15 protein-coding genes are annotated in these 18,632 nt (G+C 55.4%); 5 read left to right on the top strand and 10 right to left on the bottom strand.

Annotated features, from left to right (window positions below; genetic code table 11):
* Window positions 1–224 precede the first annotated feature (224 nt).
* The 4 genes from AC0Z7K_RS01425 to spy form a co-directional block, all read right to left on the bottom strand.
* On the bottom strand, window positions 225–596 hold the full coding sequence (locus AC0Z7K_RS01425; protein ID WP_485612442.1) for a phage holin family protein: 372 nt from the start codon (window positions 594–596) through the stop codon (window positions 225–227).
* A gap of 234 nt (window positions 597–830) precedes the next feature.
* Window positions 831–1,136 (bottom strand): YbdD/YjiX family protein, encoded by a 306-nt coding sequence (locus tag AC0Z7K_RS01420; protein WP_485612440.1) that lies wholly within the window; start codon window positions 1,134–1,136, stop codon window positions 831–833.
* Window positions 1,129–3,213 (bottom strand): carbon starvation CstA family protein, encoded by a 2,085-nt coding sequence (locus tag AC0Z7K_RS01415; protein ID WP_485612438.1) that lies wholly within the window; start codon window positions 3,211–3,213, stop codon window positions 1,129–1,131. The genes AC0Z7K_RS01420 and AC0Z7K_RS01415 overlap by 8 nt, the downstream gene beginning before the upstream one ends.
* A 307-nt stretch (window positions 3,214–3,520) precedes the next feature.
* Window positions 3,521–4,018 (bottom strand): ATP-independent periplasmic protein-refolding chaperone Spy, encoded by a 498-nt coding sequence (gene spy / locus AC0Z7K_RS01410; RefSeq protein WP_485612436.1) that lies wholly within the window; start codon window positions 4,016–4,018, stop codon window positions 3,521–3,523.
* A 367-nt stretch (window positions 4,019–4,385) separates the two neighbouring features.
* Between spy and AC0Z7K_RS01405 the strand changes: the two genes are divergently transcribed.
* Window positions 4,386–5,807 (top strand): aminotransferase-like domain-containing protein, encoded by a 1,422-nt coding sequence (locus AC0Z7K_RS01405; RefSeq protein ID WP_485612435.1) that lies wholly within the window; start codon window positions 4,386–4,388, stop codon window positions 5,805–5,807.
* Here the strand turns inward: AC0Z7K_RS01405 and AC0Z7K_RS01400 are convergent, their stop codons facing one another.
* From AC0Z7K_RS01400 to AC0Z7K_RS01375, 6 genes are all read right to left on the bottom strand, one after another.
* Complete coding sequence (locus AC0Z7K_RS01400; protein WP_485612862.1) at window positions 5,808–6,416, bottom strand: SIS domain-containing protein; 609 nt, start codon at window positions 6,414–6,416, stop codon at window positions 5,808–5,810.
* Between the two features lie 14 nt (window positions 6,417–6,430).
* Window positions 6,431–8,071, bottom strand: coding sequence for an FGGY-family carbohydrate kinase (locus AC0Z7K_RS01395; RefSeq protein WP_485612434.1), 1,641 nt, complete (start codon window positions 8,069–8,071; stop codon window positions 6,431–6,433).
* Between the two features lie 29 nt (window positions 8,072–8,100).
* The gene (locus AC0Z7K_RS01390) at window positions 8,101–9,054 is read right to left on the bottom strand and encodes an ABC transporter permease (RefSeq protein WP_485612433.1); all 954 of its coding nucleotides are present in this window, start codon (window positions 9,052–9,054) and stop codon (window positions 8,101–8,103) included.
* Between the two features lies 1 nt (window position 9,055).
* On the bottom strand, window positions 9,056–10,045 hold the full coding sequence (locus AC0Z7K_RS01385; RefSeq protein WP_413528526.1) for an ABC transporter permease: 990 nt from the start codon (window positions 10,043–10,045) through the stop codon (window positions 9,056–9,058).
* Window positions 10,038–11,555 (bottom strand): sugar ABC transporter ATP-binding protein, encoded by a 1,518-nt coding sequence (locus tag AC0Z7K_RS01380; protein ID WP_485612431.1) that lies wholly within the window; start codon window positions 11,553–11,555, stop codon window positions 10,038–10,040. The genes AC0Z7K_RS01385 and AC0Z7K_RS01380 overlap by 8 nt, the downstream gene beginning before the upstream one ends.
* 158 nt (window positions 11,556–11,713) lie before the next feature.
* Entirely contained in the window at window positions 11,714–12,700 is a 987-nt protein-coding gene (locus AC0Z7K_RS01375) for a substrate-binding domain-containing protein (RefSeq protein WP_485612430.1), read from the bottom strand.
* Window positions 12,701–13,476: 776 nt separating this feature from the next.
* Between AC0Z7K_RS01375 and AC0Z7K_RS01370 the strand changes: the two genes are divergently transcribed.
* Genes AC0Z7K_RS01370 through astB form a run of 4 tightly spaced genes read left to right on the top strand, consistent with a single transcriptional unit; the run spans window position 13,477 to window position 18,628 of the window.
* Window positions 13,477–14,697, top strand: a complete 1,221-nt coding sequence (locus tag AC0Z7K_RS01370) for a bifunctional succinylornithine transaminase/acetylornithine transaminase (protein WP_485612861.1) — start codon at window positions 13,477–13,479, stop codon at window positions 14,695–14,697.
* Window positions 14,698–14,725: 28 nt separating this feature from the next.
* Window positions 14,726–15,799 carry an arginine N-succinyltransferase gene (gene astA / locus AC0Z7K_RS01365; RefSeq protein ID WP_485612429.1) on the top strand — a complete coding sequence of 358 codons (1,074 nt, stop codon included), beginning with the start codon at window positions 14,726–14,728 and terminating at the stop codon, window positions 15,797–15,799.
* On the top strand, window positions 15,796–17,274 hold the full coding sequence (astD, locus tag AC0Z7K_RS01360; protein ID WP_485612428.1) for a succinylglutamate-semialdehyde dehydrogenase: 1,479 nt from the start codon (window positions 15,796–15,798) through the stop codon (window positions 17,272–17,274). The genes astA and astD overlap by 4 nt, the downstream gene beginning before the upstream one ends.
* Window positions 17,275–17,284: 10 nt before the next feature.
* On the top strand, window positions 17,285–18,628 hold the full coding sequence (astB, locus tag AC0Z7K_RS01355; RefSeq protein WP_485612427.1) for an N-succinylarginine dihydrolase: 1,344 nt from the start codon (window positions 17,285–17,287) through the stop codon (window positions 18,626–18,628).
* The last annotated feature ends 4 nt before the right edge of the window (window positions 18,629–18,632 follow it).

Raw genomic sequence — 18,632 nt, 5'->3', positions numbered from 1 at the left:
TATCCCTGAGGTTAAGGCCTCATGATATTGAAAGCACAAAGCGGGACACTTTCTGGTGTCCCGTTTTTTTTGGGTCCGACTTCAGGATAACAGCGCAAAGAAAAGGGCTTACCGGCGTGCAGAGGCAGGTGCAGGGCGAATCTGAATACGTGGAGTGGGAGGGCAGAAGAGCCGAAATTCAGGCAAAAAAATCCCCCGGGAGAGGTTTCTCGCCGGGGGAAATGTTATTCAGAGGTCTTTGGGATTTTCTCTGTTTCAGCATCCTTAGGGCCGGGAGCGAAAGTATCAATCATCGTTGCAATTTTCTTACCCAGGAATGTGATGATAGGCCCGGCAAAGACACCTCCCAGACCGGCGATGACCAGCAATCGGTCATCGTTGGCATTGCGTGAAAGAACAAAAATACTCAATATCATGCCGCTGAAACAGGAGACGATAATTTGCATCAGACAAGCTTCGAGCTCCTCCATAAACGGTTTTTTCTGCCTTAGCATGATGTAACGGACGATCCCGCCCCATGCTGACATTCCTATTACTGAAAAGACGATACCGTGCTCCATCGTAACGATGTCTCTGGCATGTGCTGCACCAATCATGACGCTTTCCTCAGAAGTAAAAATAAAGTGGGTACGATTAAAATATCACCAGAGGACGCGGGGCAAAAATCACAAGACAACACATTTTGGCATGAGCATTTTTAGTCAGACAGCCGGCAGAAAGTGAGAGTGATGATGGATTTCAACCGGAAAGCGGTGTGATTTTTTTGTTCGAAATCCAGGACTTTCTGCCCGTCTTGTGAGACGGGCAGAAAGGGGCGTATCACTCAGGCTTTAACACGGGCATTTGCCCATCTTGCCGCCTTCGCTCGGGAATCGGGCCTCGAGACAGCGGCGGTGAAAATCCCGCTCGGTCATGGGCTCGGCACCGGGATGTCGCACTTTCATATGCTGCACGTAATTCTGGTAATCCTGCACGCCGACCATCAGCCGGAAACTTTGGGCGGTGCGCCGGATCGCCAGTTTCAGCCAGTCGGCAACGTTATGCGGTTTAGGTTCGACGATAAACAGCGGCTGGCAACGGATGATCCGCAGCGCAGCAGGCCGTGGCGTTTTAAACAGCGCGCGCGAATCAGACATGGCGCACCTCACGGGTCGGGCGGCCTTCGCGGCGGTTGACCACGGCGGTTTCATGCACCGTCGGCGTGGCAGATTTCAGCGCGCGGCGGATAACGAAGAACGACGACACCAGCATAGTCACGGCCACCAGCATGAAGAATCCGCACAGCACGGCGTTGATCTGATTGTTCAACACAATGGTGTGCATGTCGGCCAGCGTTTTGGCCGGTTTGATGATTTCGCCGCTGTCGATCCCCGCAGAGAATTTCTTCGCCTGCGCCAGGAAGCCAATCGACGGTTTTTCGTGGAAAATCTTCTGCCAGCCAGCGGTCATCGAGGTGATGAACAGCCAGACGGTCGGCAGAATGGTCACCCACGCATAACGCTGTTTCTTCATTTTGAACAGCACAACCGTACCCAGGATCAGCGCCATCGAGGCCAGCATCTGGTTACCGATACCGAACAGTGGCCACAGGGTGTTGATGCCGCCCAGCGGATCCACCACGCCCTGATAAACAAAGAAGCCCCAGCCCGCGACCGCCACCGTTGTTCCGGCAAAGGTGCCGAGCCATGAGCGGTTGTTGGCGAGAGAGGGCACAGCGACGCCCACCAGATCCTGCACCATAAAGCGGCAGGCACGGGTCCCGGCATCGACAGCGGTCAGGATGAACAGCGCTTCGAACAAGATTGCGAAGTGGTACCAGAACGCCATCATCGCGCGGCTGTTAAATACCTCGGTGATGATATGCGCCATGCCGACGGCGAAGGTCGGTGCGCCACCGGCGCGGGAGAGAATCGACTGCTCGCCGACGTCTTTGGCGATTTGCGTCAGGATGTCCGGCGTAATGACAAAGCCCCAGCCGTTAATCACCTGCGACGCACTTTCCACCGTAGTGCCAATCAGCGCCGCGGTTGAGTTCATCGCAAAGTACACGCCCGGATCGATAACCGATGCACAAATCAGCGCCATGATGGCGACGAAAGATTCCATCAGCATTGCGCCGTAGCCGATAAAGCGGATGTGGCTTTCACGTTCAATCAGCTTCGGCGTGGTGCCGCTGGACACCAGCGCGTGGAAACCGGAGATGGAGCCGCAGGCGATAGTGATAAAGAGGAACGGGAACAGGCTGCCAGAGAAGACCGGGCCGCTGCCGTCAATAAAGCGCGACACCGCAGGCATTTTCATTTCCGGCATGGCAAAGACGATCCCCACCGCCAGCCCGGCGATGACGCCAATTTTCAGGAAGGTTGAGAGATAATCGCGCGGTGCCAGCAACAGCCAGACTGGCAGAACCGAGGCGATAAAGCCGTAAATCACCAGCACCCAGGTCAGCGTCGTGCCGTGCAACGTAAAGAACGGTCCCCAGTAAGGATCTGCCGCAACGTTACCGCCGTAGATAATCGCCAGCATCATCAGCACGAAGCCAATCACTGAGACTTCGGCGATTTTTCCTGGACGCAGAAAACGCATGTAAACGCCCATAAACAGCGCGATCGGAATGGTCGCGGCAATGGTGAACAATCCCCACGGGCTGTCGGCCAGCGCTTTTACCACCACCAGCGCCAGCGCCGACAGGATGATGATCATCACGCCCAGCGCGCCAAGCATGGTGACCACACCGGCAAAGTTGCCCAGTTCCTGCTTGGCCATTTCACCGAGCGAACGTCCGTCGCGGCGGGTGGAGATGAACAGGATCAGGAAATCCTGCACTGCACCGGCCAGCATCACGCCGACCAAAATCCAGATTGTGCCCGGCAGGAAGCCCATCTGCGCGGCGAGGATCGGGCCGACTAACGGCCCGGCACCGGCAATCGCGGCAAAGTGGTGGCCGAACAATACCCATTTGTTGGTCGGCACGTAATCGAGCCCGTCGTTGTGACGTTCGGCGGGGGTCATGCGTTTATCATCGAGTTCGAAGACTTTTTCAGCGATAAACAGGCTGTAAAAACGGTAAGCAATGCTGTAACAGGCGATGGCGGCAACCACCAGCCAGAGGGCGTTGACGTGTTCGCCACGGCTTAAAGCCAGCATGCAAAAAGCAAAGGCACCAATTAACGCCACCACCAGCCAGATAATTCCGGACTTGACGTTTTTCATGATTACAACTCCTTGTGAGTGGTCCGGCGCAGGGCTGGCCACTTTTTTTTGCGAGAGTGTGATGTAGGGAGGTAAGGGTCGCCGGCAGATTTGCACGTTACGACTTTGTTAAATTACTGGATGAAAATAATGTTTTTGAACAGAAAAGTTTGAAGTTAAAGATGAAAATGTGATGCGGTTGACGGTTTGCGCCGAGACGGCTGGTCGGATGACATTCAAGTTGTGGCGGAGCGGGGATAAAAGCAAAAAAAAACCGGCCTTAAGAAGGCCGGTCTGTGGGTAAACCTGTGAGTTACAGTATCAGAACTTATTCAGCATCAGCGGGTTTTGGCTGACCTGGTTTGTGGTCACGCATCTGTTCCATTTTCTCAGCACGTTTCTGATAGTTCTCGTTGAACTGTTTTTTCTGCTCTGGCGTCAGCAGATTGTACATCTTGTTTTCAGCACGGGCGCGGTCCAGCATACGATCGGACTGCGCTTTGGTGATGGTATCAATCTGCGATTTCACTTTCGCTTCATCGAAGCTGTCGGATGCTACCAGGCTATGCATCTGATCCATCTGCGCTTTCATGGCTGCGCGATCCGGACGTGCGCCGCTGTCTTTCATAATGTCTTTCATCTGAGTTTTTTGTTGCTCAGTGAGGTTCAGACCGGCAAACGGATTCATATGCTGCGGACCTTTATGGTGCAGCATTTTGCCGTGTGCATCCGGTGGCGTTGGTGCAGTTGTCTCGGCAGCAAACGCGAAAGAAGCAGAGCTCAGAGCCAGAGTTGAAGCCACAATCATTGCGGTAAGTTTACGCATAATTAAATTCCTCATTGGAGATTCAGGCACGTCGCCCGTTTTGTTTCGACGAAAGCAAGTCTACTGAATCCAATGAATAGTAATGCGATGGTGGTGTAAAAGAGTGAAAGGCGAAGAGTCATTTTTCCGGCAATCATGGAGAAAATGTTTAGAAAGCGTAAGGTTAGGCGAACAGACGTAAATGGATGTTCAGATAAATCCGAGTCATGCAGTGAATTGACACATTAACATGCTGAATGTTTCGCCGCTACAGGTCGCGTGTAAAGAATGCCATAAGTTTACTCAGGGTTTACTTAGCGGTGATGGCCTTAAAACAGGCATAATAGTTTTCATTCCATTAACACCTTCTGTAACAGTGACCCAGACGATGACTGAATCCCGCTACGCCACACTGGCGCGCACGCTGCGCAAACAAATCGAGATGCAGGTCTGGCTGCCCGGCGACAGGCTGCCTTCGCTGCGCGATACCTGCAAACAGTCTGGCCTGAGCCTGATGACGGTTTTGCAGGCTTACCAGCTGCTGGAAAGTCAGGGCGTGATCGTCGCCAGACCGCAGTCCGGCTATTACGTCGCGGCAGGATTGCAGCGTCCGGTACGTCATCAGCCGGATGAGCGGCTGCACGCCGCCGAACAGATAGACGTCAACGACGCGATTTTCGATATCCTGAAAGCCGGGCAGGATCCGGCTGTCGTGCCACTCGGCTCGGCGTTTCCCGATCCGACCTTATTCCCTCAGCCACGTCTGGCACGCTCCCTTGCCAGCGCCGTTCGCCGGATGTCACCGCACAGCGCCACCGCCAATTTACCGCCGGGCAACGAAGAGCTGCGCCGCAGCATTGCACAGCGTTACGCGCAAAACGGCATTGAAGTCGCGCCGGATGAAATCGTCATTACCTCTGGCGCAATGGAATCGCTGGGGCTGAGTTTGCAGATGGTGACCGAACCGGGCGACTGGGTGGCGATTGAGTCTCCGGCCTTTTACGGGGTTTTACAGGCGATTGAACGGCGCAAACTGAAAGCCGTGGCGATACCGACTGATGTGCGTTTTGGCATGGATCCGGATGCGCTGGAAAAAGCGCTGGAAACTTATCCGATCAAAGCCTGCTGGCTGATGTCCAGCTTTCAGAACCCGCTGGGCTGCACGTTGCCACCGGAGAACAAAGTGCGGCTGGTGGAAATCTTGCAGGCGCATCAGGTCGCTATTATAGAAGACGACGTTTACAGCGAACTCTATTTTGGCAGTGAACGCGCCGTGCCGCTGAAGGCCACGTCCTACCGCAGCGAAATTCTGCACTGTTCGTCATTTTCAAAATGTCTGGCACCGGGTTTTCGCGTCGGCTGGGTGGCGGCGGGGGCATATGCTGAACGTATTCAACGTTTACAGCTGATGAGCACATTATCGGCCAGCGTTCCGGTACAACTGGCGCTGGCGGATTATTTACAGCAGGGCGGATACGACACTCATTTGCGCCGCCTGCGTCGCGTTCTCGAACAGCGGCAGATGGCAATGCACCACGCCATCATCAGAGAATTTCCCGCGCAGGTCTCGGTCAGCCAGCCCAAGGGCGGCTATTTCTTATGGCTGGACCTGGGCGAAAACGTTGATGCGGCGCGTATCTATCAGCTCGCGCTGGCGAAAGGCGTCAGCATTGCGCCGGGCACCATGTTTTCCGCCGACGAACGTTTTCGCCACTGTATCCGCATCAACACCTCATTCGAATGGGGGCCGCACACCGCCCGCGCGATTTCGATATTGGCGGCGCTGGTCGGGGAGGAGGTGCGGGGGTGATCACACATCCTTCTCCCGCAATGTTTTCCCGACATTTCCCCCCGGATGGACTTTTAACAGACGCTGCTGATCGAACCCGTTGCGTAGCATGATGCTGCCGCACAGCGCATCGAACACGGCCAGTACCAGTACGATGGAAGTCGTGGCCAGCATATTTAACGGATCGATTTCTCGCTGAATGTGCGTTTTCACCACCAGCGTTGCGGCACGGGCAATCGCGGAATCCAGATTCTCGGTGACGCTGATGATGGCTACGCCTTTGGCTTTCAGCGTCGGCAACAGGCGCGTCAGCTCTTCGGAATTGCCGCCGCGCGAAATCAGTATCATCAGGTCATCGCTGCGCAGAAAACCCAGATCGCCGTGAGCGGCATTGGTGGCGCTGAGATAAACTGCAGGCTGCTCGACGCACGCCAGCATGTGCGCGATTTTCCGCGCCGCAATGCCGGAAGTGCCGACGCCGGTGACGGCGATTTTGCCGGTGCAGCCGGTAACCCGCGTCAGCAGTTGTTGCCACGTATCGGCGTTAAGATTATGTTGCAGCGCCAGCAGCTCCTGGCTGTAGGTTTGCCAGCCCTGACACGCCTGCATAAACTCCTGTTCCGCATTCATTTTCTGTTCTGTATTCACTCGTTCTCCCCCTGCATCAGGCGGCGGTACTTCATGCTGTCGTGGAACATCTCATGAAATACACGGTATTTACGGTCGTAATACTCTTTGATTTTGTTGGTCTGCGGCGTGACGGTTTTGCCGATGCGGCTCATGGCGGCCATCGCCTCCGGCAGAGAATCGTAGGCGCCCGCCGCGACGGTGCCCATCATGGCGCTGCCGAGCAGCATCGCTTCGCTCTCTTCCGGCAGTAACATCGCGCAGCCGGTGGCGTTGGAATGCTCCTGCACAAACACCGGATTCTTAGTGCCGCCGCCGCTGGCCATCATGGTATCAATGCGGTAGCCGCTCTGGTTCATGGTCTCAATGATATGACGGGTACCGAGCGCCAGCGCCTGAATAGTCGCCAGATAATGCAGCGCCATATCTTCCGGCGTGCGCGAAAGCTTCAGGCCGGTCAGCGTACCGGTCAGCGTCGGGTTGGCACGCGGCGAACGGTTACCGTGGAAGTAGGGCAGCATATGAATGTCTTTGGTCAGGAAGGCAATATCCTCCGGCTCACCGGCCATTTTGCGCAGAATCGCGTTCAGGACTTCGTAAATGGTTTTACCACTGTCTTTGCCCTGTTTGAGCAAATCCTGATAACACGGATGCGACTGAATCACGTGGTCGATAAGCGCCCCGGTGGTGGACTGACCGCCTTCATTCAGCCAGTAATCTGGCAGAATGGCGGAAAAATACGGACCCCAGATACCGCCGATATAACGTGCGCTGCGTGACATCGCCATGTGCGCCGTCGAGGTACCGCCGATCAGCGCGATACGGTTGTCGAAATCAGCAGTTTCGCCGGACGCCCCGCTGGCACCGAGAATGCCAAGGCTGCCGGCGTGAGCATCAATGATCGAAACGCTGACTGCCGTTCCCGCCATTAATCCCATTTCGGCGGCGGCGCGCTGGGTCAGGCCATGGCCGAGCGGTTCGCCCATGGTTTTTACTTCACTGCCGATTTTCGCCGCGTTGTTTTCCAGCAAATCTTCCAGCCCTATCTGGCGGAAATAGCTCGGATCCCAGCGGTCTTCGTGGCCGACGTAGGTCCATTTACACACCGTGGAACACAGCGAGCGGGTAGTACTCTGCGTGGCGCGCCAGGTCAGGAAATCTGGCAAATCAAACAGATGCCCGACGTTGTTCCACGTCGTTGGCATATGCTGTTTCAGCCAAAGAAGTTTTGGTGTTTGCATCTCTGGCGAAATAATTCCGCCGACAAATTCCAGTACCCGATGGCCGGTGGCGTTGATGCGTTCGGCCTGCGTGATGGCGCGGTGATCCATCCACACAATGATGTTTTGCTCGCTGCGCCCGGACGGGCTGACGGTCAGCGGTTTGCCTTCTTTATCCAGCACCACCAGCGAACAGGTGGCATCGAAGCCGATGCCTTTGACCTGAATCGGGTTGATATCGGCCTGATTCACCGCATCTTTGACGGCGTTGCAGACGGATTGCCAGATCTCATCGGAAGACTGCTCGACGAAATCGGCTTTCGGCCGGTACAGCGTGATCTCACGGCTGGCCTGGCCGACCATGCGGCCGGTCATGTCGAAGACGCCCGCGCGGGCGCTGCCGGTTCCTACGTCTACTCCAATAAAATAACTCGCCATGTTCGTTCCCTTCGGTAAAAAGCGTGAGCTTAAGATTGTCGATTTTGTAAGGCGATAAACAGGATCAGGACGCCGCCCCAGAGTGCCATCGTCAGGTAACTGCTGACGCCCATCAGGTTCAGGCCACTTTCCAACATTTGCAGGACGATCAGTGCCAGCACCAGCCCGATGATCCGTCCGAAACCACCGTCGGGGTTGATCCCGCCGAGCACGGACGCGAGGATGGTGACCAGCAGATAAGAGTCGCCGTAGCCCGCTTTCGCCGAGTTAAATTTGGACATCATCAGCAGCGCCGCGCCCCAGCCGAGCAGGGCAGACAGAACGTACACCGCGATGGTCACTTTATGCGTGTTGACGCCGCTAAAACGCGTCGCCTGTTCATTGGAGCCCATCAGATACAGGCTGCGCCCGAGCGTGGTGTGTTCGAGTAATACCCACAGCAGCAGCGCCACCAGCAGAAACAGCAGCAGGGCGACCGGGATACCGAGCACGCTGGCGTTGCTGAGATACTCAATCGCCGGGGGGAAACCGGAAATCACCGCGCCATTGGTGAGCAGAATATTCAGCCCGGCGATAAGCGTCATAGTGCCGAGCGTCGCCAGAATCGGCGATACACCGATGTAGGCGATCAGCGCGCCGTTCAGCACGCCAATTACCACCGCCACTGCCATTCCGGCCAGCAAGGCCAGCGCGAAATACTCCGGCTGGCCGGGGTGCGCGACCATAATCGCCGCCATCGCCAGAGAACAGGCGTTGGCCCCGGCAATCACCGAAAGGTTAATGCCGCCGGTGAGCATGGTGATGCCCATTCCCAGCGCCAGCATGCCCAGAATCGGCAGCTGCGAGGAGATCGACTGGAAATTACCGACGCTGTAAAAACTGCCACCCAGCGTGAACGAGAACAACACGGCCACGGCGACGATGATCAGCAACTGCAAACGGATGATGCGGTCGCCGGGGAAAAATCGGTTTAAGGTGCTCATGTCACATCCCCTTCGCCAGTTTGCGTTTTTCGTTCCACGCGGTGCTGCTGATGCTGATCAGGATGATCACGCCGCTGAAAACCTGATGCCAGTAAGACGAAATACTCAGCAGCGTCAGGCCGTTTTGCAGAAACGCCAGCAGCATCACACCGAGAATGGTACCGGTCAGCGAACCGCGTCCGCCGGTCATGCTGGTGCCGCCAAGCACCACCGCTGCCAGTACCGTCAGCTCGTAGCCGAGCAGGGAATTCGGCGCGACCGACTGGGTGATTTGCGCCTGAACCACGGCGGCGATCCCCGCCAGTAATCCCATAAAACCGTAAACGTAAAAGTGCAGACGCAGAATGTTCAGGCCGAGGCGCGAGGCGGCGTCGCGGTTGCTGCCCATGGCGTAAATCTGGCGGCCCACGCGGGTACGGTTCATCAGCACACCGGTGGCGATAATCACGCCCAGCAGGCTGAGCAGCGGCAGCGTAAGCCCGTAGTCATAGCCGTCGGCGGCGGTAAATTTGAACCAGCTGATGCCGTTCATAAACCAGTCCGGGAAGCCGTACAGCCAGGTGCCGTTGGTGAGATACACCAGCAAACCGTAGAACAGGTTCAGCGTGGCGATAGTAATGATGATGGCCGGAACGCGCAGCCAGTACACCAGAAAACCGTTGACCAGCCCGAGCAGCAAACCGGTGCCCATCGACATCGCAAACGCCAGCGGGAAGCTGCCGCCGTGGTGAATGATGTAGCTGGCCATCACGTACTGCCCGATGGAGGTGACGGCCGGGAAGGAGATGTCGATCCCGCCGGCGATCAGCACCACGAACAGGCCGCAGGCCAGAATGCCAAGAATGGCGTAGCTGGTGGCGACATCGGTCAGATTGCCGAGGGTCATAAATTCCTGGGTGCTGACGCTCAGGCCAATCACCAGAACCAGCACCAGTAATCCCAGCCAGAATTCGTGTTGAGAAAACAACTTCGACAGGTTTTTGTTATCCATTGATCGCCTCCGCAATCTGCGCTTCGCTGCTCTGATGCGGCGCGAATTCGGCCACCAGCTCGCCTTTGCGCATCACCAGCACGCGGTGACTGTTGTAATAGGCTTCAGGAATTTCATCGCAAATCATCAGCACCGCCATGCCGGATTCCGCCAGATCCCGCGCAATGCGGTAGATACCTTCTTTATTGGCGATATCCACGCCGACGGTCGGCGAATCAAGGATCAGAATATGTGGCTGCGTCGCCACCCATTTGGCGATGGCGATACGTTGTGCATTACCGCCGGAGAGCGTTTTCACCGGCAGACCACTGTCGGAGACTTTAATGTTGAGGTCGCGGATCAGGTCTTTCACCACCGATGCCGCTTTGCGATGATCCATCAGGCCGGTGCGGGTTTGCAGCTTGCCGAAAATCGACACCAGCGTGTTGTCATAAATGGATTGTTCCATGATCAGTCCCTGCGTCAGACGGTCTTCCGACACATAAGCGATCCCCTGACGGATAGCGTCACGGTTGCTGTGAAATTTCACCACTTTGCCATTGACGCGGATTTCCCCACTGTCCGGCTTACTCATGCCGAACAGGCTCAGGCACAATTCGGTGCGCCCGGATCCGAGCAGGCCGATAATCGAGGTGATTTCCCCCTGACGCAGCGACAGCGAAATATCCTGATACTGGCCTTTGCGGCTGAGATGGCTGACTTCCAGAAGGGGCGTGGCTTCTGCGGGCGCGCGATGCGGCAGATGGCTGTAGCTGAAACGCTGTCCGGTCATCAGGAAGGCCAGCTCGTTGCTGTCCAGACTGCTGGCCGGATAGGTGCCGACCAGTTTGCCGTCGCGCATCACGCTGATACGATCGGCGACTTCCATCACTTCATCTAAACGGTGGCTGACAAACACCACGCAAATGCCCGCCGCTTTTAGCTCATTGACCACCCGTAGCAGGCCGTTGACTTCGGTGCGGGTCAAAGACGCCGTGGGTTCATCCATGATCACCAGACTGGCGTCGGCGGCGATCGCGCGACATATCGCCACCAGCTGGCGATCGGCGATGGATAATTTTTCGACTTTACGATCCGGATCGAGAGAAACGCCGACCCGTTGCATGGCGGCCATCGCTTTTTTGCGCATCGCCTCGCGGTGTACCCAAAAATCGCCGCCCGGCAAATAGCGGTGAATGGCAATATTTTCGGCGACCGATAAATTAGGAAATAAAGACAAATCCTGATAAATAACCTGAATACCGTAATAAGAAGAAAGTTGCGGCGTTAATGTGTGAAATAATTTTCCGTCGAGCGTAATACTTGCGCCTTTTTCCGGCTGGTAAACGCCGGAAATAACTTTAATAATGGTGCTTTTACCGCAGCCATTCTGACCGGCCAGACAGTGCACTTCGCCTTTATTCAACGTCAGGCTGACATTATCCAGCGCTAAAACGCCGGGGAATTTCTTACTGATTTTCTCGAGGCTGATAAACGCCTCAGCAGGAACGGCGGGCGTGAGAACATTCATCACATTATCCTTTCTGCGTTCATTGTTTTATATTTTTGACATGTCTTGTAGAAAAGCAGATACGGCACCACACACTACGCCGTACCTGTTCCTATTTGCCTGGTGATGGCGTTGGGAATAAAACTATTCCCGGTAAATATTAAACGTGTATCGTTATTTTAGAAGCCGAGTGATTTTGCATTTTCAGACGTCACTTCGAGAATTTTATTAAAGCGGATAACGTGCGTATCCATATCCACATCGGCTTTACCCAATCCATCAATGCTCAGGTCTTTAGTGACTTCTTTACCCTGTAACAACTGATCGGCCACGCTTACCAGCGCGAAGCCAGCATCTTTCGGATCCCACAACAGGACTTTCTTGATATCACCGCGCATCAGATATGGCGCAGCCTGTGCAGGCATGGCGATTCCGACCACGGCGATTTTATTTTTCGCACGTTTCTGCTGAACGGCCTGACCAGCCCCGATCGGGCCGAGTGAACCGAATCCGATAATCCCTTTCAGGTCGGGATAGGTTTTCATCAAATCGAGCGTAGTGGAGTAGGACTTGTCGATATTTTCTGCCACCGGTAAACGCGAAGTGACTTCATGCATATCCGGGTATTTTTGTTTCTGATATTTGATGGCCGCATCCGCCCACGCGTTGTGCAAAGGCACGGTCAGAGAACCCACATAGATGGCATATCCGCCTTTACTGCCCATGTCTTTGGCCAGCTCATCCATGTTAGCTTCGGCATATTTCTGACTATCAATGGTTTCGATATCCCACTGACCGATCTGTTGATCCGGGGATTCGTGGGTCAGTACCACGATGCCTTGTTCGCGGGCTTTTTTCAGTACCGGCTCTAACACTTTAGCGTCGTTTGGCACCACGATAATGGCATCGACTTTTTTGGCGATCAGGTCTTCAATCACTTTCACCTGCTGAGCCGGATCGGGCGTCGAACCACCGACCTGGTAGGCATTGACATTGAGTTTCTGCGCGGCTTCTTTTACGCCGACTTCCATGCGGGTGAACCAGGGAATACCGGTCACTTTCGCGACCACGGCGATATCGTAGGGCTTGGCGGCGAACGTTGGTGTGGTGAATAACATGCATGCTGAAACCACACATGCATTGATTAATGCGAGGTTAAATTTCATGTCTGTACCTTTCTTATGATGTTCTGTTCTGGTGTAGGGGACGGGCGGTGGTTATTTATTCCACACTCAGAGATTAACTTAACGGGAAAGGCGTTTTCGCGCAGTCGTGAATGAAATGTGATCAGTATCCGTAAATGTTAATTTATGTAATTTTATTTGTTAAATTTAGGTTATTTAAAACCATAATAAGTGTACGGAGGACAAGCGTGGGCTGAAGTTACCGATAACAATGACACCAAATAAAAACAATTTACTAACATTTTTGCATCATTTGTAACGAGCGGAGGCCGGAACGGGCGGGAACATCGAAGCTGCTGGTTTTTATTTACACAGAGTGTGAAGGCGGTCACGGAGCGAGATTGCGCCAGAAAAGTGCAATGACGCACCTTTATCGCGCATCGCACCACGAAGTGGTAGAGCCGATACGCGCCGGATCACAATCCTGCACAATATCTGTCAGCCGGAATGGAAATAAATCCCTGCATACTCATTCTCTGTCCCTCGTTGCTGCGAAAGGGTATTTTTCCTCTTATTCATTTTTTATGCAATTTAAGTGAATAAGCGACGCTTTTAAGTGATTGTTTTTTCTAACTCCCGCCGGTTTTATTCACTTTTATCCTTTGCTGGCACGAAGACTGCACTCTATGATGTGACTGAGTGAGATTATTCATTAACTTTTAGATAACAAACCAATAACCAAAATTCCCGCCAGTCCGGGGGGCGGAAACGTGCACCCTGAATTCAGCCAGTCACTGGCATTCAATAAAGAGGTTTATATGGAACACCAACAGCAACCGCAAAACGTCAGCCGCCAGAACTTTGATGACTGGATGGTGCCGGTATACGCCCCTGCCGCGTTTATTCCGGTGCGTGGCGAAGGCTCCTGGTTATGGGATCAGGCGGGCAAAGACTACGTGGATTTTGCGGGAGGTATTGCGGTGAACGCGCTGGGACATGCGCATCCTGAAATTCGTAAAACGCTGCACGAGCAGGCCGACAAAGTCTGGCATCTGGGCAACGGTTACACCAACGAACCGGTGCTGCGGCTGGCGAAGCAGCTGATAGACGCGACGTTTGCCGACAAAGTCTTTTTCTGTAACTCCGGTGCGGAAGCTAACGAAGCGGCGCTGAAGCTGGCGCGACTCTACGGCCATAAAGCCGGCGGCGAAAAGAATGAAATCATCGCCTTCAAAAATGCCTTCCACGGCCGCACGCTGTTTACCGTTACCGCGGGCGGTCAGCCGAAATATTCGGAAGATTTCGCGCCGCTGCCACCGGCTATTACCCATCTGCCGTTTAACGATCTGGCCGCCGTGGCCAGCCAGATTTCCTCACGCACCTGTGCGGTGATCGTCGAACCCATTCAGGGTGAGGGCGGCGTGGTGCCTGCTGACGCCGAATTCCTGCAAGGCCTGCGTGAGCTGTGCGACAAACACCAGGCCGTGCTGATTTTCGATGAAGTGCAGACCGGCGTGGGCCGCACCGGCGAGCTGTATGCCTATCAGCATTACGGCGTGGTGCCGGACATTCTCACCAGCGCTAAGGCGCTCGGCGGCGGTTTCCCGATAGGCGCGATGCTGACCACCGACCGTTATGCCGTGCTGTTCCAGCCGGGTACCCACGGCACCACCTATGGCGGTAACCCGCTGGCGACCGCGGTCGCAGGTAAAGTGTTTGAGATGATCAACACGGCAGAGGTGTTATCTGGTGTCAGCAAGCGTCATGAGTGGTTTATCGCCGGACTTAAGCGCATTAACGACCGTTATCACGTCTTTAGTCAGGTACGCGGTCAGGGCCTGTTGCTCGGCGCAGTGATGAGCGAACGCTATAAAGATCAGGCAAAACAGCTCAACACGCTGGCGGCGGAAGAGGGGCTGATCGCCCTGATTGCCGGGCCAAGCGTTCTGCGTTTCGCGCCATCGCTGATTATTCCAGGTGCGGATATCGAAGAAGGGTTGAACCGGCTGGAACGCGCAGTGGCACGCCTGTGCGTGTGATTTCTCTGTATGAATGAGGTAAAGCATTATGATGTTGATTAGACCTGTGCGGCCCGGCGATCTCGCCGATATCCTGCAGTTGTCAGGCAAAACCGGCATCGGTTTAACGTCTTTGCCCAAGGATGAAGCGCATCTGCGAGCGCGCATTGAACGTTCCGTGGCGACCTGGGAAGGCAGTCTGGAGAAAGCCGATCAGGGCTATCTGTTTGTGCTCGAAGACACGGAGCAGCAGAAAGTCGTGGGCGTCAGCGCCATTGAAGTGGCGGTCGGGCTGAGTGAGCCCTGGTACAACTTCCGCCTCGGCACGCTGGTGCACGCGTCCAAAAGTCTGAACATTTATAAGCCGGTGCCGACGCTGTTTCTCAGCAACGATCACACCGGCTACACCGAGCTTTGCACGCTGTTTCTCGACAACGATTATCGCAACGGCAAAAACGGTCAGCTGCTGGCGAAAGTCCGTTTTCTGTTTCTGGCGGCGTTCCGCCAATACTTCTCCCGTAAGGTGATCGCCGAAATGCGCGGCGTTTCTGATGACACCGGCCATTCACCGTTCTGGGACAGCGTCGGGCGGCATTTCTTTGGGATGGAATTCGCCGAAGCCGACCGACTGACCGGGATGGGACAGAAATCCTTTATTGCCGAACTGATGCCTAAACATCCGCTTTACACTGAACTGCTGAGCCCCGACGCCCGGGCGGTAATTGGCGAAGTGCATCCGCAAACCGCACCGGCGCGTGCGGTGCTGGAAGGAGAAGGTCTGAGTTATCAAGGATATGTGGATATTTTCGACGCAGGTCCGACGCTTGAGGGCGAAATCGATCAGCTGCGCGCCGTCAAAGAGAGCCGGCTGATTCCGGTTCGGCTTGCACAACACAGCGAAGAAGCCGACCAGCCGTTGTACCTGGTGGCTAACGAACAGTATCAGAATTTCCGCGCGTTGCTCATTACCGGCGGAGAATCGCCAGAATCTCTGACGCTGAGCAGCGCCGAAGCTGAAATTCTTGACCTGCGCGAAGGCGATAATCTGCGTGCCGTGGCGCTTTTTCCCGGCAAGGATCCCAATCCCGCTCCGCAATCTTTCAAAAAGGAAACACTCGCATGATGCAACCCGCACTCTATATTCAGGGCCAGTGGCGCAGCGGACAGGGCGCGCAGCTGAGCAAAACCAATCCGGCGGATAACACGCTGCTGTGGTCGGCGCTGAGCGCCACTGCGGAAGATGTCGATATGGCCTGCCTCGCCGCCCGCACGGCATTTCCGGCATGGGCGCGCAAAACCGTGGCCCAGCGCGCGGAAGTCATTACGCGTTTCGCCGAATTACTCACTGAACATAAAGCCCGGCTGGCAGACGTCATCAGCCAGGAAACCAGCAAACCACGCTGGGAAACGCTGACAGAAATTCAGGCGATGATTGGCAAAGTAGCGATATCACTGGAAGCCAATCAGCACCGTACCGGCGAAAAACACACTGCTATGCCTGATGGTGAAGCGGTACTACGCCATCGTCCGCACGGCGTGCTGGCGGTATTCGGCCCGTATAATTTCCCCGGTCATCTGCCGAACGGCCACATCGTTCCGGCTCTGCTGGCAGGCAATACGATCGTTTTCAAACCGAGTGAGCTGACGCCGAAAACCGCTGAAGAAACCGTGAAGCTCTGGGAAGAGGCTGGTTTGCCGGAAGGCGTGCTAAATCTGGTGCAGGGCGGACGCAGCACCGGTGAGGCTCTGGCCGCCTGTGCTGATATCGACGGCCTGCTGTTTACCGGCAGCGCGGGCACCGGCTACCAGTTGCATCGACAGCTGGCCGGTCAGCCGGAAAAAATTCTGGCGCTGGAAATGGGCGGCAACAATGCGCTGATCGTCGAACCGGTGGAAGACATTGATGCGGCGGTCAATCTGACCATTCAGTCGGCGTTTATTTCTGCCGGGCAGCGTTGTACCTGCGTGCGCCGTTTGCTGGTCAGAGAGGGCGCAGCGGGCGATGCATTTATTGCACGTTTGCTGGATGTCACCATGCAGATCCGCACCGGTGGCTGGAATGACGAACCGCAGCCTTTTATGGGCGGCGTGATTTCTGACGCGGCGGCCCGCAACATGCTGAAAGCGCAGGACAGCCTGATGGCGCTCGGCGGTAAACCGCTGCTGTTACTGACCCGCCCGGATCCGCTCAACACCGTTCTGACGCCGGGGATTATCGATCTGACCGGCGTGGCGGGTGTGCCTGACGAAGAATATTTCGGTCCGCTGCTGAGTATTTATCGTTACAGCGACTTTGACAGCGCTATCGCTCTGGCCAATCAGACACGCTTCGGGCTGGCGACTGGCCTGATTTCCGCTGAGCGGGTTCAGTTTGAGCAGCTATTATTGGAAGCACGGGCGGGCATTGTGAACTGGAACAAACCGCTGACCGGTGCCTCGAGCAATGCGCCATTTGGTGGCATCGGTGCGTCGGGCAATCACCGTCCGAGCGCGTATTATGCGGCGGATTACTGCGCGTGGCCGATGGCCTCGCTGGAAACAGACAAGCTGGAACTCCCTGCGACGCTGTCGCCGGGTATTGATTTCCGCACAACCTGAGGAGACAGGCATGTCTGGATGTGAAGCAAATTTCGACGGACTCGTCGGGCCGACGCACCATTATGCGGGGCTGTCGTTTGGCAACGAAGCCTCGACTAAAAACCAGAATGCGGTAGCGAACCCGCGCCTGGCAGCGAAACAAGGCCTGCTGAAAATGAAAGCGCTGGCGGATCTGGGGTTTGCGCAGGGTATTCTGCCGCCGCACGAACGCCCGCATCTGAGTACATTGAGACAAATGGGTTTTGGCGGCAGCGACCGCGAAGTGCTGGCTAAAGCGCAGGCCTATTCGCCGCGTTTGCTGTCGTCGCTAAGTTCAGCGTCATCTATGTGGGTGGCAAATGCCGCCACGGTGTCACCTTCCGCCGACAGTGCGGACGGGCGCGTGCATTTCACCGTTGCCAATCTGAATAATAAATTCCATCGCGCCATTGAAGCTGAAACAACGTCTGCGATTTTGCGCGCGACGTTCCATGCGGATCGTTATTTCGCCCATCACGCCGCATTGCCGCAGGTGGCGGCGCTGGGTGATGAAGGCGCGGCTAACCATAACCGGCTGTGTGGGGAATATGATAAGCCCGGCGTGCAGGTGTTTGTTTATGGTCGCGACGGGCTGGTGACCGGCGATAACGAACCGGTGCGCTATCCGGCGCGTCAGACGCGTTTAGCTAGCGATGCCGTGGCGCGTCTGCATCAGCTCGATGAAAGACGTACGGTGTTTATTCAGCAAAACCCACAGGCCATCGACAGTGGCGTATTCCACAACGATGTGATTTCGGTCAGCAACGGCAACGTGTTGTTCCATCATCAGCAGGCGTTTGTGAATTCCTCCGCTGCGCTTGATGAAATCCGCCGCAAAATGGCGGCGCTTGAACTGGATTTCCAGCCGATTGAAGTTCCGCAGGCCAAAGTCTCTCTCGATGACGCTGTGGCAACTTATCTGTTTAACAGCCAGTTGCTGACCAAATCCGACGGTAAAATGTTGCTGGTGGTGCCGGAAGAATCCCGTCAGCACCTCGGCGTCTGGACGTATTTATCGACGCTGATGGAAAGCGGTGGCCCTGTCAATCAGATTGAAGTGTTTGATCTGCGCGAAAGTATGCGCAACGGCGGCGGCCCGGCGTGTTTGCGACTGCGCGTGGCGCTCAACCGTAACGAACTGAATGCGGTGAACGTCGGTTCGCTGATGAGTGATACGCAGTTTATCAGCCTCAATAACTGGGTGGATAAACACTACCGCGACCGCATGCAGGCGAAAGATCTGGCCGATCCGCAGCTGCTTACCGAAGTGCGTACCGCGCTCGACGAGCTGACCAATATTCTCGGTCTGGGACCGATTTATCCGTTCCAGCGCTGAGCCT

Source organism: Rahnella sp. 1L-D-7-B-C2, assembly GCF_057290995.1.
The sequence above is the reverse complement of the archived record's forward strand: the minus strand, read 5'-3'. Positions and strand labels throughout refer to the sequence as shown.

What these genes read in the sequence shown, in the direction of transcription:
- AC0Z7K_RS01425 (WP_485612442.1), bottom strand. Translation starts at nt 596, where the DNA reads ATGATTGGTGCAGCACATGCCAGAGACATCGTTACGATGGAGCACGGT.
- AC0Z7K_RS01420 (WP_485612440.1), bottom strand. Translation starts at nt 1,136, where the DNA reads ATGTCTGATTCGCGCGCGCTGTTTAAAACGCCACGGCCTGCTGCGCTG.
- AC0Z7K_RS01415 (WP_485612438.1), bottom strand. Translation starts at nt 3,213, where the DNA reads ATGAAAAACGTCAAGTCCGGAATTATCTGGCTGGTGGTGGCGTTAATT.
- spy (WP_485612436.1), bottom strand. Translation starts at nt 4,018, where the DNA reads ATGCGTAAACTTACCGCAATGATTGTGGCTTCAACTCTGGCTCTGAGC.
- AC0Z7K_RS01405 (WP_485612435.1), top strand. Translation starts at nt 4,386, where the DNA reads ATGACTGAATCCCGCTACGCCACACTGGCGCGCACGCTGCGCAAACAA.
- AC0Z7K_RS01400 (WP_485612862.1), bottom strand. Translation starts at nt 6,416, where the DNA reads ATGAATGCGGAACAGGAGTTTATGCAGGCGTGTCAGGGCTGGCAAACC.
- AC0Z7K_RS01395 (WP_485612434.1), bottom strand. Translation starts at nt 8,071, where the DNA reads ATGGCGAGTTATTTTATTGGAGTAGACGTAGGAACCGGCAGCGCCCGC.
- AC0Z7K_RS01390 (WP_485612433.1), bottom strand. Translation starts at nt 9,054, where the DNA reads ATGAGCACCTTAAACCGATTTTTCCCCGGCGACCGCATCATCCGTTTG.
- AC0Z7K_RS01385 (WP_413528526.1), bottom strand. Translation starts at nt 10,045, where the DNA reads ATGGATAACAAAAACCTGTCGAAGTTGTTTTCTCAACACGAATTCTGG.
- AC0Z7K_RS01380 (WP_485612431.1), bottom strand. Translation starts at nt 11,555, where the DNA reads ATGAATGTTCTCACGCCCGCCGTTCCTGCTGAGGCGTTTATCAGCCTC.
- AC0Z7K_RS01375 (WP_485612430.1), bottom strand. Translation starts at nt 12,700, where the DNA reads ATGAAATTTAACCTCGCATTAATCAATGCATGTGTGGTTTCAGCATGC.
- AC0Z7K_RS01370 (WP_485612861.1), top strand. Translation starts at nt 13,477, where the DNA reads ATGGAACACCAACAGCAACCGCAAAACGTCAGCCGCCAGAACTTTGAT.
- astA (WP_485612429.1), top strand. Translation starts at nt 14,726, where the DNA reads ATGATGTTGATTAGACCTGTGCGGCCCGGCGATCTCGCCGATATCCTG.
- astD (WP_485612428.1), top strand. Translation starts at nt 15,796, where the DNA reads ATGATGCAACCCGCACTCTATATTCAGGGCCAGTGGCGCAGCGGACAG.
- astB (WP_485612427.1), top strand. Translation starts at nt 17,285, where the DNA reads ATGTCTGGATGTGAAGCAAATTTCGACGGACTCGTCGGGCCGACGCAC.